The organism is Azospirillum canadense, assembly GCF_025961225.1.
Taxonomy (GTDB): Bacteria; Pseudomonadota; Alphaproteobacteria; order Azospirillales; family Azospirillaceae; genus Azospirillum; species Azospirillum canadense.
In genome coordinates, this window is sequence record NZ_JAOQNG010000005.1 from 151,546 (window position 1) to 166,998 (window position 15,453).

Consider the following 15,453-nt stretch of genomic DNA (forward strand, 5'->3'; position numbering starts at 1 on the left):
TGATTCGGGAGAGCTGTGGTTGCGGACACGATCTTTTTTCTACCGCATCGCAGGCAGCGGGCGAGCCGGTTCTGTTGCAAGGTTTGCCGCGGCCGGCGGCTCGGATAGACGTGCCGGATCGGAGTTGGTCGGAGCAGACCGGGGATGGCGAGGTGAGAGCGCCCGTTCAAGGGGCGACAGTTCACGGCGGACGCGATCCAGTGGGCGGTGCACTGGTCCCTGCGGTTCCCGATCTCCTACCGCGACCGCGAGCGGATGTTGGCCGACCGGGGCGAGGCGGTCGAACACACCACGATCTTCCGCTGGATCCAGACCTACGCGGTGGAAGTGGAGAAGCCGCTGCGGCCGCATCTGCGCCCGACCACCGGCTCGTGGCGGGTGGACGAGACGGACCTCAAGGTGACGGACCGCTGGGTTTGCCTGTACCGGGCGGTCGACAGCCGCGGCCAGACCATCGACGTCCTGCTCAGCGCCCGGCGTGATGCCCAGGCCGCCAAGCGGTTCTTCCAAAAGGCGCCCTTTCCGGTTGGGGTGCTTTCAAGACGAGGTTGCGGGTGAAGCGCCCTTCGAAATCGTAGCCTGAACCTCGGCAACCGGTGTCCGCGGTTCGATCAGGCTCGCGATGACGGGCGTCAGCAGCTCGACGAGCAACGCAGGCTCAGCCTTCGCCAGTGGCTCGAGCTCGAGCATCTGGCGCATTATCTGCACGCCCGCGACAACCGCGAGGAACAACGCCGCCCGTTCCGAAGCGTGGTCGCCCGCGATCGCTGCGGTGGCGGTCGCATGATGCACCTGAGCGATGCGCTCTCGGGCGATCCGAGCGGCGGTTGCGCTGGTTGTCGACCGGAACAGGATGAGGAACCCGTCGAGCGGCGTCTGCCCCTGTGTCGTGACGCCGACGAGCGCCTCGGCAAAAGCCCGCGGCAGGTCGGCCCGGCCGAGATTGCCCGCCGACAAAATGATCGGATCTCGCATGGTGTCGGTCACCACTTCGCCGAACAGACCCTCCTTCGACCCGAAATAGCGCCCGACCATCATCGCGGTGACACCGGCCGCTTGGGCGATGCCGCGCAGGCCGGCGCCGTCATAGCCATGCTCGGCAAAGGCCTTGCGGGCCGACGCGAGGATTGCGGCGCGGGTCGCATCGGCTTTCGCAGCACGGCTGCCAGCGGGGGGATCAGATTTCACCATACACCTGTAGACTCATCCATGAAGTTGGTATACGACTGTAGACGCAAACGGCGTCTGAGGCCACTGCCCGCCTGGTTGCTTAACAGGCCATTGGAGAGAATATGAACGACATTGTGCTCGTGACCGGTGGCACCGGCTTCATCGCGCAACATTGCATCCTGGCGCTCTTCGACGCCGGCTATCGCGTCAGGACCACCGTTCGCTCGCTGGCACGCGAGCGGGAAGTGCGTCAGCATTTGAAGGTGGGCGGAGCCGAGCCGGGCGATCGTCTCTCGTTCGTGCGGGCGGACTTGAACGCAGACGCTGGCTGGGCGGAGGCCGTCGCGGGATGCGTCTATGCTATCCATGGTGCCTCGCCGACGCCCTCGGGCAATCAGGTGACCGAGGAGGACTGGATCAGGCCGGCGGTCGACGGCAACCTCCGGGTGCTGCGCGCCGCGCGTGATGCAGGTGTCCGGCGTGTTGTGCTTACCTCCGCTTCCGGCGCCATCGTTGCCGGTCACAAACCGCGGAATCGTCCGTTCGACGAGACCGACTGGAGCGACTTGACGGGCAAGGTCTGGCCCTACCAGAAATCGAAGACCCTGTCCGAACGCGCCGCCTGGGACTTCGTCGGGCGTGACGGCGGAGGTCTCGAGCTTGCCGCGGTGAATCCGACCACCGTCATGGGGCCAGTGCTGGGCGGCGACTATTCGCACTCGATCCGGCTCATCAAGAATCTGCTGGAAGGACAGCCTGCCGTCCCGAAGATCAACTCCGGCTTCGTCGATGTTCGCGACGTGGCGGACCTGCATCTCCGTGCGATGCTCAATCCGGCTGCGCACAACGAGCGTTTCCTGGCGATCGCCGGGGAAAGCATGTGGATGATCGATGTCGCGAGGGTGCTGCGGGAACGGATGGGCGAGGCTGCCGCGCGGGTGACGACGCGCGTCCTGCCAAACTGGCTGGTCAGGCTCGGCGCTCTGCGCGATCCGGTGATGAGGGGGATCGTCCCGTTCCTAGGCGTGAACCTGAATGCGACGAGCGAAAAGGCGGAGCGCCTGCTGGGCTGGAAACCACGCCCGCGCGAAGACGCGATCATCGCGGCCGCCGAGAGCCTGATCCGGCTGGGTCTAGCAGGGCCTCGTTAATGCAGTGTCAACGGCGGAACGCACAATTTGTGCCGGAAGGCGGTGCTGATCGCGGGCTTGGCTTATGCCACAGCACGCGGGGCTTAGAACGGGAGCCCGAAAAGGATTGATGCCGCGCGCTGGTGCAACGGGCGCACCGACCGTCCGGGAGCGGGAGGGCTTGAACGGAGCCAAGCATCGAAGGGCAAGCGGAAGCCGAATTGACGCTAATTGCATCGGGGTTCATCTGTATTGAAAGCGGAAAATTAACGCGAATTCAATGCTTGCCGTGGCTGCTCCATTACTCACCCATCATTCTCGAATCAATTGGCGTCGCGGAGCTGGGTCGGCGCCGAGCTAATGTGGAAGAGCTTGTGACGTGCGTATGTCATCAACAACCTGAGCGCGGGTGGTCACCGATCATCCAGGAGGCAGCAATGATCAGTCTTGCTGGGGCGACCGTGCTGATTGCGGAACCTTACGCGTCGGTCGCGTCTGGCCTTCGCCTTGTCATCGAGCAATGGGGCGCAAGCTGTCGGACGGTCCGCTCGTCAGCCGAGTTGCACGCCGCTCTGCAGAGTGCGGTGCCGGACGTGCTGCTGGTCAACATCGACCTGGTGGGGGGGAGTGAGAGCATCGAAGCGCTGTCGCGGGCCTGTTCCGCTGTGGTCGTTGCTATGGCGGCGCGCTTTCTTCGCGAAGACGAATCGGATGCCGTGACCTGCTTGGAAATGCCCTTCTCCATAGCCGACCTGCAGCTCGCGATCGCGTCGATGTCGACCCGGTTATGGGGACGAGCGGGAAGAACGCTGCGCGGTGTGCCGGACCGCGAGGCGGCTTGGGCGTTATGAGGACTGGCCGTCCTGATCGGTCCAATGCTTGACCGCGTTCCAGACGGAACACCGGGATCGCCGCAATCGCATCGCAAGCGGCGGCGGGTGTCGCCGCGACCCAACCGGCCGTCTTAACCGACAACGGGTCTTCACGCAGCACACCGGCCGCGCATACCCGGCGGAAGCGTTGGATCCATGCTGGCCCAGCTCACGCGACAGATTTTAGGTGTCCAGGGACATGACTTGGTTCATGAGGCTGCGCATTGCGCAGAAGTCGACGATCGCGTTTGCCGCCATCATCCTGGTCGCGGCGGGCGTCAGCGTTATCAGTTTCCGCACCCTGAGCTTCCTCCAGACCAGCAACGGCTGGACCACGCACAGCTATGAGGTGCTGGAGGACGCCAGCCGCCTGATGGCCGCCATGGTCGATCAGGAGACCGGCCTGCGCGGCTTCCTGCTCACCGCCGACGCCGCCTTTCTCGAGCCCTACACGGGCGGTCTCGCCGCGTTCGAGACCGCCTTCGCCACCCTCAAGCGGCTGACCGGCGACAACCCCGGGCAGCAGGCCCGCCTCGACCGGCTCAAGGCCGCCGCCGAGCGCTGGCGCACCGAGATCGCCGAGGCGGAGATCGCCCTGATGCGGCAACCGGGCGGCCGCGAGGCGGTCGCCCGCCTGGTCGCCTCCGGCGTCAGCAAGACGCACATGGACGCCATCCGCAAGCTGGTCGCTGAGATCGACGCCGTGGAGCGCGGGCTGCTCGGCGCGCGCCGCGCCGACGAGGAGGCGGCCTTCAACACCGCCTACTCCACGATCCTCGTCGGCGGCCTGCTGACCCTCGCGGTGGCCGGTCTGATGGGGCTGCTGCTCCGCCGCACGATCAGCGGCGGCATCATCGCGCTGACCGGCTGCATGACCCGGCTGGCCAGCGGCGACAGGACGGGGGCGATCCCCGGCGTCGGCCGCGGCGACGAGATCGGCGCCATGGCCGAGGCGGTCGCGGTCTTCCAGCGCAACGCCCTTGAGGCCGAGCGCCTCGCCGCCGCCCGGCGCGCGGAGGAGGCGGCCAAGGCCCGCCGTGTCGAGCGCCTGGACGAGCTCATGCGCGGCTTCGAGGGCGCGATCACCGGCGTGGTGCAGAGCCTGGCCGGCTCGGCCACCCAGATGCAGCAGGCCGCCGGCACGCTGACCCGGACGGCGGACACCGGCACCCAGCTGAGCGGCACCGTCGCGTACGCCTCCGAGCAGGCGAGCGCCAACGTGCAGACCGTCGCGGCGGCGGCCGACGAGCTCGCCGCCTCGATCGGCGAGATCGGCCGCCAGGTGGCCCAGTCCTCCCAGGTGGCCGAGCGCGCCGTGGCCGGCGCCGGCCGGGCGAGCACCGTGGTGTCCGGCCTGGCCGAGGGCGCGCAGCGCATCGGGCAGGTGGTCGACCTAATCACCACCATCGCCGGCCAGACCAACCTGCTGGCGCTGAACGCCACGATCGAGGCGGCGCGCGCCGGCGCCGCCGGCAAGGGCTTCGCGGTGGTGGCGAGCGAGGTCAAGCACCTGGCCACCCAGACGGCCAAGGCGACGGAGGACATCACCGAGCAGATCGGCGCGATCCAGGGCGCCACGCGCGAGGCGGTGGGGGCGATCGCGGAGATCAGCCGCGTGATCGGCGAGATCAGCCAGATCTCCACGGCCATCGCCACGGCGGTGGAGGAGCAGTTCGCGGCGACGCAGGAGATCAGCCGCAGCGTGCAGGAGGCCGCCCAGGGCACCCAGGCGGTGAGCAGCACCATCGCCGGCGTGACCCGCGCCGCCGGGCAGACCGGTCAGGCGGCGGGCGCGGTGCACGACGTCGCGGCTCACCTGGCCGACCAGTCGGCGCGCCTGCGCGTGGACGTCGAGACCTTCCTTGAGGATGTCAAACGCGCCTGAGAGGCGCCTCCCTTCGTGCCCGGCCAAGGCGGCGTTCCGCCCAACCGGCCAGGGAGGCGTCTTCGGGCGCCGCCTGCCAAGGGCACAACGTGGGACGCGTAAGCGTCAGCGACTGTGCGGGTTGCGTTGCTTGTGCTTGGTCAGGGACAGTGATGGACATGCACCCACGCATCAAGGGGCGTCGCATGGCGGTCGAGGCCGCTCGCCGCGCCGAGTATGCCGCGGCCCAGACGGAGTTTCAGAGAGTGGTCGCCAATGCGATCGCTGACCTGCAGTGTCTCGGCGCCAGGCATGGGCATCCGGACATCCCGAGGCTGATCAGTTTTTGGCAATCGATGGGGCGGATCATGCAATCGCTCGACCCCATGCGCCCGGATTGCGAGGTGGTTCTGACAACTGTGTCTTCGCTATTACAAGCGGCTCATGGTGAAACCATATTGCTGGTGCGTAAGTTGTCGGAACATCCGTCGTGAGCCTTCCCACACGCCAAGTGTCACGGCTATTGATCGGGGGCCGGTGATCCTGATCTGACCGCATATGGACATCCTGACGCCGCGTCCGGCTAGTGGCACGGCACGGTGATTATGAAGGGTTCAGAGAGCTGTGGTCAGTGAGAGGGATGGCTGTGGATAGGCATGCGCCATTTTCTCGCGGGCACGCTCTGCGGTGAACATCCATTGGATGCGCGCGCCCTCCGCGTTGCGCCGTCGCTCCCAAGCCGCGACTGGAGTTGCCCCGGCTCGGTGGACGGGCTGGGGCTTGTTTCACTCCACGGCGCTGGATCTGCTTTCGTAGTCGATCGGTGACCGAGAGCCGAGGGCGGAGTGCCGTCGGCGGGGATTGTACCAGCCTTCGATGAAGGTGCAGACGGCGATGCGAGCCTCGGCATGGGAACGGAACCGCCGCCGGTCGAGCAGTTCGCATTCGAGCGTCGCGAAGACGATCTCGCACATAGCGTTCTCGTAGGCATCCCCGACCGAGCCCATGGACGGGCGAACGCCAACCTCGCGGCAGCGCGCCCCGAAGGCCAGCGAGGTGTATTGGCAGCCCTGGTAGCTGCGCTGGCCCTTCGGGCTCGGAATGGTGAATAACGCCGGTCGGGCGCCGCTGGCCAAGCGCCATGTTCAAAGCGTCGAGCACGAGTTGGCTTTTCAGATTATCAGCCATTGCCCAACCGACAATGCGCCGGCTATGGGCGTCGAGCACTACGGCCAAGTACAGGAATCCGGCCCAAGTGGGCAGGTAGGTAATGTCCACGACCCAGAGCTGATCGGTCTGATCAGCGGTGAAGTTCCGCTCCACCAGATCCGGCGCCGGCCGGGAGTTGGCATCCCGCCGGGTTGTCACCGTGCCCTTGCGGCGGCACACGCCGGCCAAGCCGGCGGCGCGCATCAGCCGAGCCCCTCGCTTGCGGCTGACCGCGATACCCTCGGCCTGCGGTTCGGCCCGGATCCGTGGGGCGCCGTACGTGCCATAGGAGGCGGTGTGCGCCGTGCGGATCTGGCGCAGCAGGTCGGCATCGACCTGAGCGCGCCGGGACGGTTGACGCCGACGCCAAGCGTAGTACCGGCTGGCGCCACCCCGAGTACCCGGGCCATGGTGCGGATCGGACAGGAGGCCTGGTTCGCGCTCATGAACTGGAAGACCCGGACGGGATCGTGCCGGTCTCCCGCGCGAACCAGGCCGCCGCCTTTGCCAGGATGTCGCGCTCCTGGCGCAGTTGCCGGTTCTCGCGGCGCAGGCGAGCCAACTCCTCCTTCTCCGAACGGCTCAGGCCGTCGCTGCGATGACCGTCATCGCGATCGGCTTGAGCCACCCAGTTGCGGATCGCCTGGGCGGATGGCTCGAACTCACGGGCAAGGTCGGCGGGATCGCGTCCAGAACGGACCAACTCGACCATATGCTGCCGGAATTCCGGCGGATAAGGGGGCGGGTTTTCGGCATTGGTCAACACCTCCTGCGCAAGTCAGATGGTGTCCACCGAGCCGCGGCAACTCCACTGCCAACCTGCTCAACCGCATGGACGGCCTGGCACGCCCAAGCGAGGTCCGCGTCACGTGAAACGACCGGGCTCTCCTCGATGCACCACGGTGCCTCGCGCACCAGAAGGGTGGGCGGCTCCGGGCCAATCGCGCACAGGCGGGCCTTCGCCGCTGGCTTGCGGCTGAGCGGCTTCACCGTACCGATGATGCTCAATGGGCGGCAGTGTCACGAGAAATGAGCCGGTGCGCAGAGCTGATCGAGTTCACAGCTGATTCAGCGCGACGGCATTTGGCAGGCCATCGGCCACATCATCGATCTCTACACCCCCAAAGAACGCCGAAACCCGTTCAAAAACGCGGGTTATGCAACTTGAGCGGACAGCGCTCGAACCGACCACCGAGGCGGTTTGTACACCTGAGCTATCGCGCCGTTGCAGCGAAACATGCCACCTGAACAGCATCGGGGAATTGACTGCTGATGCGTTAACGTGTACGTTAAAAAACTCAACAAGCCATACGGAGATGCGGAATGCCTGAAGAAGCCCTAACTCTCGACGACAAGTACGTTGCCGAGAACGGCCGGATCTTCGTCAATGGCACGCAGGCGCTCGTCCGTTTGGCGCTAGAACAGGCCAAGCGCGATCGGGGCGCGGGACTGTGCACGTCCGGGTTCATTACGGGCTACCGCGGCTCGCCCTTGGGCAATCTCGACCTGGAGCTGACCAAACACCGCAGCATGATCGAGGCGCGGAACATCACGTTTCAGCCCGGCGTGAACGAGGACCTGGCGGCGACGGCCCTTTGGGGTACGCAGCAGATTCATCTTTTCGAAAAGCCGCTCGTCGATGGTGTCTTCGGGCTGTGGTACGGCAAGGGGCCGGGCGTTGATCGCACTGGCGACGCGTTCCGGCACGCTAATTTGGCAGGCACCTCACCCACGGGCGGTGTGCTGGTATTGGCGGGCGACGACCACACCTGCAAATCCTCGACGACCTCTCACCAGAGCGAGTACGCGCTGGTCGACGCCATGATTCCGATTCTGGCGCCCTCGACCGTCGACGAACTCATCGAATACGGCTTGCATGGCTGGAAACTGTCGCGCTATTCCGGCTGTTGGGCCGCGATGAAGGTGACGGCCGACCACACGGACCGCACGGTGTCCCTGCAACTGGATTCAGCGCCGCCCCCTATCGTGCTGCCGACTGATCATGAACTCCCCCCTGGTGGACTGGGCATTCGCTGGCCCGACACGCCGCAGGAGCAGGAGGCGCGGCTCCACCTTCACAAGATCCCGGCTGTGCGCGCCTACCTCCGCGCGAACAGGCTGGACCGCACTGTGTTCGCCGCAACGCGAGCCCGCCTGGGTATCGTTACAGTCGGCAAATCCCATCTTGACGTTATGGCAGCGCTGGCGCTGCTCGGCATCGACCGCGAGCGCGCCGCGGTGCTCGGTTTGTCCGTTTACAAGATCGCTTGCCCGTGGCCGCTCGAACCGGAAGGCGTTCGCGCTTTTGCTTCCGGCCTTGAGGAGGTACTGGTTGTCGAAGAGAAGCGCCCGTTGGTCGAAACCCAGTTGAAGGACATCCTCTTCAACCAGCCCGCGGCGATGCGGCCCCGGATCGTCGGAAAGGACGACGAGGACGGCCTTCCTCAACTCAGGTCGCACGACGAACTGTCGGCGGAGGACATCGCCCTCACCATTCTGCGTCGGTTGGAGCGCCTAGGGGAGCCGGTTGATCTGGGCGACGCCCTGCCGTATCTCAGCCGGGCCACCACCGCCAGCTCGCCGAAGTCCGGACCCAAGCGTTCACCGTACTTCTGTTCCGGCTGTCCACACAGCAGTTCGACGAAGGTGCCCGAGGGCTCACGCGCTTTGGCTGGCATCGGCTGCCACTTCATGTCGCAGATGATGGACCGCAATACGGCGACCTACGCCCAGATGGGTGGCGAAGGAGCAAGCTGGATCGGGCAGGCGCGCTATGTGCCCACTAAGCACGTGTTCCAAAACATCGGCGACGGCACTTATTTCCATTCGGGCCTCCTGGCAATCCGGGCGGCCGTGGCGTCGCGCGTCAACATCACGTACAAAATTCTCTTCAACGACGCCGTGGCGATGACGGGTGGCCAACGCCACGACGGAACGCTCAGCCCGCAGACCATTGCTTGGCAAGTACGGGCCGAAGGCGTGAATCGTATCGCCGTGGTGACAGACGAGCCCGAGAAGTATGGACCTTCCCCGGGCTTCCCGCCCTATGTGTCGATCCATCACCGTGACGAGATGGACGCCGTCCAGCGAGAGCTGCGGGACGTCTCCGGTGTCAGCGCCATCGTCTACGACCAGACCTGCGCCGCCGAGAAGCGTCGGCGCCGCAAACGCAAGCTGATGGCGGATCCACCCAAACGGCTGATGATCAACGAGCGTGTGTGCGAGGGGTGTGGCGACTGTTCGATTGCGTCCAACTGCCTCTCCGTGGTTCCAGTCGAGACGGAGTTCGGCACCAAGCGGCAGATCGACCAGTCCTCCTGCAACAAGGACTTCTCCTGCCAGAACGGCTTCTGCCCGAGCTTCGTCACGGTGCAGGACGCGGTTCCCCGCAAGCGCAGGCCGGTGGGTGGGCGCGACGCCATCGACACCGCCGACTTGCCGGTGCCCGAGCGCCCGGCGCTGGAGAGCGCGTACGGGATCCTCGTCACCGGGGTGGGCGGCACTGGCGTTGTCACCATCGGCGCCATCATCGGCATGGCGGCGCACATCGAAGGGCTTGCCTGCTCCGTGCTCGACCAAACCGGCATGGCGCAGAAGGGCGGCGCGGTCACCTCCCACATCCGGCTTGCTCGCGCTGCGGACCAAATTCACGCGCCGCGGCTCGGCGCCGGCGCCGCCGCGCTCCTGCTCGGCTGCGACCTGCTGGTGGCGGCCGGCGACGATTGCCTCGCCCGCATCAGGCCGGAGAAGACCCGCGCGGTTCTCAACACGCACGAGGCCATTACCGGCGATTTCACCCGGGATCCATCGAAGCGTCTCAACTTGCGTCAGCTCGCCGCGCGGGTCGTCGCGGCGTGCGGCGACGCGTCGGCCGTCGAGCAGATCGACGCTACGGCCATTGCCACCGCGCTGCTCGGCGATTCCATCGCCGCCAATCTGTTCCTCCTGGGGTTCGCTTGGCAAAAGGGGCTCATACCCTTGACGGCGGAATCGATCGAGCGGGCCATCGAGCTCAACGGCGCTGCTGTTGCTATGAACCGGGCGGCGTTTGCGTGGGGCCGCCGCGCCGCGGTCGACCGCTGTGGTGTCGAGGCGGCCGCGGCCGGCGGGCCTGTGCCGGTGAACATCCCGGACCACCGCCGGCTCTCGGAAAGCCTCGACGAGCTTATTCGCCGCAGGGGTGCGCAGCTCGCCGCTTATCAGGATGAGGCTTACTCCGCCCGCTATCATGAGACCGTCGAGCGGGTCCGGCAGGCGATGGCGCGCGTGCGCAGCGGTGACCGTTTCACGGAGGCGGTTGCCAAGGGGCTGTACAAGCTTATGGCCTACAAGGACGAGTATGAGGTCGCTCGTCTCTACACCGATGGCGCCTTCTTGGAGCAGCTGCGCGAGCAATTCGAGGACGGCCATCGCATTCGGTTCAATCTGGCGCCGCCGCTCATGGCCAGGAAAGACCCAGTCACCGGCCACTTGATCAAGCGTGAATACGGCCCCTGGGTATTCACCGCGTTCAAGTTGCTCGCCCGCCTCAAGGGCCTGAGGGGTACGGCGCTGGATCCGTTCGGCTGGACGGAGGAGCGGCGCATGGAACGTCGCCTTATCTGCGAGTATGAAACCATGATTGGGGAAATCCTTACCTCGGTTGACGAGGATACGCTCAACCAGGCCGTCGCGCTGGCGAACCTCCCAGAGGGCATCCGCGGCTACGGCCATGTCAAGGAGAAGTCCGTCGCCGAAGCTAAACACCTAGAGAGGAAACTGCGCGAACAATTCCGCGCCGGAGCCAAGGCTGCGTTGCCGGCCGAGTGACCGCCTGGCCCGATAGGGATCGCGGTGGCATGGCACGACGCCGTGCGACAGGAGGATGCGTCCGTGCACGACTATGTCAGAAAGATCCTCGACGCTCGTGTCTACGACGTCGCGGTTGAGAGTCCCCTCGATCTGATGCCGCGCCTGTCGGAAAGGATCGGGTGCAGCGTCCGGCTGAAACGTGAGGATCTTCAGCCCGTGTTCTCGTTCAAGCTCCGCGGCGCTTACAACAAAATCGCCCGCTTGTCTAACGAAGAGGCGGAGCGCGGGGTCATCTGCGCCTCGGCGGGCAACCATGCCCAGGGCGTAGCGCTGGCGGCGTCCCGGATCCGTGCGCCAGCGACCATTGTCATGCCGGTGACCACACCAACCATCAAGATCCAGGCGGTCGAGCGTCTGGGGGGGCGGGTGGTGCTGCACGGCGACGGCTTCGACGATGCGTTTATGCATGCCAAGGCCCTGGAGGCCAGAGAAGGCCTCACCTTCGTCCACCCTTACGACGATCCGGAGGTGATCGCGGGGCAGGGCACCGTGGGCATGGAGATCCTCCGCCAGCATCCCGACCCTATCACGGCGATTTTCGTGCCGGTCGGCGGCGGCGGTTTGGCGGCCGGTGTGGCCGTCTACGTGAAGTTTCTCCGGCCAGACATCAAGGTGATCGGTGTGGAGCCGGACGACGCCGCAAGCATGAAGGCGGCGCTTCAGCACGAAAAGCGCGTGGTGCTTGACCACGTCGGGCTGTTCGCTGATGGGGTGGCGGTGCGGCAGGCCGGAGCCGAAACTTTCCGGCTTTGCCGGGCGCATCTCGACGGCGTCATCTCCGTGGACTCGGATGCTATCTGCGCAGCGATCAAGGACATCTTCGACGACACGCGGTCGGTTCCTGAACCATCCGGTGCCCTGAGCCTCGCAGGGCTGAAGGCCTACGCTGGGCGCGAAGGGCTCCGCCATGCAACGCTGATCGCGATCAACAGCGGTGCCAATCTCAACTTTGACCGGTTACGCCACATCGCCGACCGGGCGGAGGTCGGAGAGCACCGGGAAGCCCTGCTGGCGGTGACAATCCCCGAAGGGCCGGGCAGCGCGTTGCGCTTCGTCCAAATGCTCGGACGGAGGCCGATCACCGAATTCAATTATCGCTTCGCAGACGAGCAAGCGGCCCACATCTTCGTGGGTGTCCACCTGCGCGGCGGCGAGGCCGAGAAGCGCGAGATCATCGCGCACCTGCGCGGCCACGAATACGAAGTGGTCGACATGAGTGAGAACGAAATGGCCAAGCTCCACGTCCGCCACATGGTCGGCGGGCGCGCGCCAGGGATGCCGGACGAACGGATATACCGCTTCCAGTTCCCCGAGCGCCCCTGCGCATTGCTGACGTTCCTCGAGAGCCTCGAACCGGGATGGAATATTTCCCTGTTCCATTACCGCAACCACGGCGCCGATCATGGCCGAGTGCTTGCCGGCATTCAGATCCCGCGGCAGGAACGTCAGCGCTTCGGCAAGCGCCTGCGAACGCTGGATTATCCATTCTGGGACGAAACGGAAAATCCAGCCTACGAGTATTTTCTTGGGCCGCACGGCGGCGTGGAACGCTGCGCGACCGCAAGCGCGTGATCGCGCCTGGGACCAGCTGCGGGCACCTGGCATTGAGTTGTGCATCCGCTAAATGAGTGTAGCGTTTGGCATGGCGGCGATCCCGAAACGGCGGGGCGGGCGGTGTCGGCGCCGGCGTCCCCAGAGGAACGGGTGCTTGTGCTCGTTCCAATAGGCGGTGGCGCGCTTAACGGCGTTCTCGATCTCGACCCAACACTCGAAGCGCCGCCCCTTCAGCGCCAGGGAGCGCAGCACCCTCCACCAGGGTTCGATGAGGTTCTGAGCTTCCCCCGCGAGAATGGACACCGGGTTATGCGGCCCGAAGCTCGGCCTGCTCTGGGGTGATGTAGCCGAGAGCCGAGTGGATCCGCTGGCGATTGTAGTAGCCTTCGATGTAGGCGAACAGGTCCCGTTTAGCGGCTTCGCGTGTTGGGTAGCGTTTCTGGTGGACAAGCTCAGATTTCGCTGTCCCGAAGAAACTCTCCATGGGCGCGTTGTCCCAGCAGTTCCCCTTGCGGCTCATGGACGGCACGATGCCGTGGGCCTTCAAGGCTTTGCGGTACTCCGCCGCGGCAAATTGACTGCCCCGGTCGGAGTGATGCAGGAGGCCGGGCGGGGGGCGCCGGCGCTGGATCGCCATGGTCAGGGCGGCCAGCGGCAGCTCGGTGCGCATGTGGTCGCGCATTGCCCAGCCGACCACTTTGCGGCTGAACAGGTCGAGGATGACGGCCAGGTACAACCAGCCCTCATCCGTGGGCACGTAAGTCAGATCGGTTACCCAGACCTCGTTCGGCCGCGTGGCCGTGAAGTGGCGATCGAGCAAATTGGGCGCGATCGGCAGGGCATGGTTGCTGTCGGTGGTACAGACGCGGAAGGTGCGGGGCCGCTGGGCGCGAATGCCGTGATGATGCATGAGGCGTTCGACCCGCCCACGACTGACCGTCCGGCCCTGGGCCCGCAGAGCGGCATGAATGCGCGGGACCCCGTAGCGCTTACGGTGCTGCTCGTGGAGCTGCCGAATGTCGGCCAGCAGCTGCCGGTTCGCCGCCTGGCGCGGGCTCTCCGGTCGCGAGCGCCAGGCATAGTAACCCGACGGCGAGACATCCAGAGCCGCGCACAGCACGCGAACCGGGTAGTCGGCGCGGCAGTCCTCGATGATCCGGAACCTCATTTCAGTGGCTCCGAGAAGATTGAGACAGTTTTTTTTAATATGTCTCGTTCCATGCGGACGCGTTCCAGTTCGCGCTTCAGGCGGGCAATCTCCGCGGCCTGATCGCCGCTGGCCAGGGGGGCCGCCGCCGGCTGTATGGGGAGCTGCGGCGGCCCCCTGGCCGGGCCACGCGCCGGCGCCAGTTGCGCAGCACCGACGGTTGGATATCCAGCTCCTTGGCGATGTGCTCCAACGGCCGCCCACTGCTTTCCAGCAGCGCGACCGCTTCCTGTTTGAACTCATCCGTGAAGAAGCGCCATCCCTTGGTCATCATTCACCTCTCCGCTCCCAACGGGAGCTTAACAGAGGTGTCCACTGAATCGGGGGAGTGCCAGTTCAGGTAAGCGGCGTAGGTGGGCTGGAAGACAAACTCCCAGCGCGGATGGGCCCGATTGAACAGAAGCACGTCGAGCACTTTGTGGGTGTTGAGGTTGTCCACCACGGCGTAGACGCGCTCGGCGGCCGGCGCGATCCAGCCCTCGACTTGGCTGAGAAAGTCGATCCAGTTCGTCGTGGCCCGGCCCTCATAGGTCGCGGTGAAGGCGTCTCCCGTGGCCGGCTGGAACGCGCCGAAGACGGAGCCGGCGCCATCACGTCGGCCGTAATCGATCTTTTGGGTGGCCCGCTCGGCTTTCGGTCCGGCCGGCTTGCCCAACCGCTGGCCGGGATAGCTTTTGCTCGCCTGCGGGCTCATCTCGTTCAGGCAGAGCACTGCGCTGCCGGCCGGTGGCACCGTGTCGAGGGTCTCAATCGCCCCTTTTTTTGGCGAAATCGGGATCGACGCGTTCGCCGAACCACGTCTCCTCGTGACGCCACTTGAGCGCTACGTCGAGCAGGATCTCGCTGATCCGGCTGCGGCGCATGGCGATCCCCCGCTCGCCCAGATAGACAACCAGCCGGTCCAGCGTCCAGGCCGCGAAGGGCAGACCCAGCTCGGACGGACGAGTCAGGGCGGCGGCGATGACGACGCTGCGTTGCTCGGCCGAATAGGTCGGCGGTCGCCCGGTCCGCACATTCTCCTTCAGCCCGTCCAGGCCACGGGCGTTGAAGCGGTTCAGCCAGGAGCGCACCGTGTTGCCGCACAGATCCATGCGGCTCGCGATCTGCTCCGCCTTCAGACCGCCCATGGAATGCACAATGATCAGGGCGCGCCGGACCAGCCCGGCTCCGAGCGTGTGTGAGCGGGCGATACGCTGCACGTCCGCCCACTCGTCATCGCTCAAGTCCCGCAGGCGAAGCGTCATGGCTCGGCTCCCAAGCCGATGCCAAGAGCGCCTCAACAGTTGCGAAACCCAGTAATCTCAAGCCATTTGCCGGATGCACCACTTAGGCCCGAGGAGGTTGCCCCACGCCTTGCAGGGTTCTGGAAGCCGCGCCGCAGACCCGCAAATTACGAATTCGCCAACGTATTTTTTAATTGACACATTTCGGCGCTCGCGATAACGTTACCTCGTTGCTCGATGCTTTGGGGAGGCCCCTGCCGCCGCCGCCGCCGCCGCCGCCGCCGCTGCCGGACCTGTTGCGCAAAAGCAGTGCGGCCAGCCGCTGTTGGCCACTGGCAGTAGGAAATCCCTTTGCTCGTTCGAGTGCATTTCC

The 15,453-nt window shown here is 65.7% G+C and carries 9 protein-coding genes and 3 pseudogenes; 7 read left to right on the forward strand and 5 right to left on the reverse strand.

Translation table 11 applies throughout. The annotated features are described in order from the left end of the window. Nucleotides 1-177: 177 nt before the first annotated feature. Nucleotides 178-558, forward strand: a pseudogene (locus tag M2351_RS25365) (IS6 family transposase); the annotation flags it as partial. Here the strand turns inward: M2351_RS25365 and M2351_RS25370 are convergent. Next, the gene (locus M2351_RS25370; RefSeq protein ID WP_264658843.1) at nucleotides 538-1,191 is read right to left on the reverse strand and encodes a TetR/AcrR family transcriptional regulator; all 654 of its coding nucleotides are present in this window, start codon (nucleotides 1,189-1,191) and stop codon (nucleotides 538-540) included. The pseudogene M2351_RS25365 and the gene M2351_RS25370 overlap by 21 nt on opposite strands. Nucleotides 1,192-1,292: 101 nt before the next feature. Here M2351_RS25370 and M2351_RS25375 point away from each other — a divergent pair, with 101 nt between their 5' ends. The 4 genes from M2351_RS25375 (at nucleotide 1,293) to M2351_RS25395 (ending at nucleotide 5,530) form a co-directional block, all read left to right on the forward strand. Beyond that, nucleotides 1,293-2,321, forward strand: a complete 1,029-nt coding sequence (locus tag M2351_RS25375; protein WP_264658844.1) for an SDR family oxidoreductase — start codon at nucleotides 1,293-1,295, stop codon at nucleotides 2,319-2,321. A 416-nt stretch (nucleotides 2,322-2,737) separates the two neighbouring features. Next, the gene (locus M2351_RS25380) at nucleotides 2,738-3,151 is read left to right on the forward strand and encodes a response regulator (protein ID WP_264658845.1); all 414 of its coding nucleotides are present in this window, start codon (nucleotides 2,738-2,740) and stop codon (nucleotides 3,149-3,151) included. A gap of 232 nt (nucleotides 3,152-3,383) precedes the next feature. Beyond that, a complete protein-coding gene (locus M2351_RS44995; protein ID WP_319801924.1) occupies nucleotides 3,384-5,057 on the forward strand; it encodes a methyl-accepting chemotaxis protein in 1,674 nt (557 codons plus the stop codon). Between the two features lie 158 nt (nucleotides 5,058-5,215). Next, the gene (locus M2351_RS25395; RefSeq protein ID WP_264658846.1) at nucleotides 5,216-5,530 is read left to right on the forward strand and encodes a hypothetical protein; all 315 of its coding nucleotides are present in this window, start codon (nucleotides 5,216-5,218) and stop codon (nucleotides 5,528-5,530) included. 291 nt (nucleotides 5,531-5,821) lie between these two features. Here M2351_RS25395 and M2351_RS25400 read toward each other — a convergent pair. Beyond that, a pseudogene (locus M2351_RS25400) lies at nucleotides 5,822-6,957 on the reverse strand (IS3 family transposase). A 611-nt stretch (nucleotides 6,958-7,568) separates the two neighbouring features. Here M2351_RS25400 and M2351_RS25405 point away from each other — a divergent pair. Then, entirely contained in the window at nucleotides 7,569-11,054 is a 3,486-nt protein-coding gene (locus M2351_RS25405) for an indolepyruvate ferredoxin oxidoreductase family protein (RefSeq protein WP_264658847.1), read from the forward strand. A gap of 42 nt (nucleotides 11,055-11,096) precedes the next feature. Further along, a complete protein-coding gene (gene ilvA / locus M2351_RS25410) occupies nucleotides 11,097-12,668 on the forward strand; it encodes a threonine ammonia-lyase, biosynthetic (RefSeq protein WP_264659104.1) in 1,572 nt (523 codons plus the stop codon). Nucleotides 12,669-12,957: 289 nt separating this feature from the next. On the opposite strand, the pseudogene M2351_RS25415 reads toward ilvA, so the two are convergent. The 3 genes and pseudogenes from M2351_RS25415 to M2351_RS25425 form a co-directional block, all read right to left on the reverse strand. Further along, nucleotides 12,958-14,128: pseudogene (locus M2351_RS25415) on the reverse strand (IS3 family transposase). A 3-nt stretch (nucleotides 14,129-14,131) separates the two neighbouring features. After that, nucleotides 14,132-14,590 carry a transposase gene (locus M2351_RS25420; protein ID WP_264658848.1) on the reverse strand — a complete coding sequence of 153 codons (459 nt, stop codon included), beginning with the start codon at nucleotides 14,588-14,590 and terminating at the stop codon, nucleotides 14,132-14,134. 13 nt (nucleotides 14,591-14,603) lie between these two features. Continuing rightward, nucleotides 14,604-15,101, reverse strand: coding sequence for a helix-turn-helix domain-containing protein (locus M2351_RS25425; protein WP_264658849.1), 498 nt, complete (start codon nucleotides 15,099-15,101; stop codon nucleotides 14,604-14,606). Nucleotides 15,102-15,453: the final 352 nt, after the last annotated feature.

Excerpts from the sequence above, each read along its gene's own strand:
- M2351_RS25370 (WP_264658843.1), bottom strand. The coding sequence starts at position 1,191 with ATGGTGAAATCTGATCCCCCCGCTGGCAGCCGTGCTGCGAAAGCCGAT.
- M2351_RS25375 (WP_264658844.1), top strand. The coding sequence starts at position 1,293 with ATGAACGACATTGTGCTCGTGACCGGTGGCACCGGCTTCATCGCGCAA.
- M2351_RS25380 (WP_264658845.1), top strand. The coding sequence starts at position 2,738 with ATGATCAGTCTTGCTGGGGCGACCGTGCTGATTGCGGAACCTTACGCG.
- M2351_RS44995 (WP_319801924.1), top strand. The coding sequence starts at position 3,384 with ATGAGGCTGCGCATTGCGCAGAAGTCGACGATCGCGTTTGCCGCCATC.
- M2351_RS25395 (WP_264658846.1), top strand. The coding sequence starts at position 5,216 with ATGCACCCACGCATCAAGGGGCGTCGCATGGCGGTCGAGGCCGCTCGC.
- M2351_RS25405 (WP_264658847.1), top strand. The coding sequence starts at position 7,569 with ATGCCTGAAGAAGCCCTAACTCTCGACGACAAGTACGTTGCCGAGAAC.
- M2351_RS25425 (WP_264658849.1), bottom strand. The coding sequence starts at position 15,101 with ATGACGCTTCGCCTGCGGGACTTGAGCGATGACGAGTGGGCGGACGTG.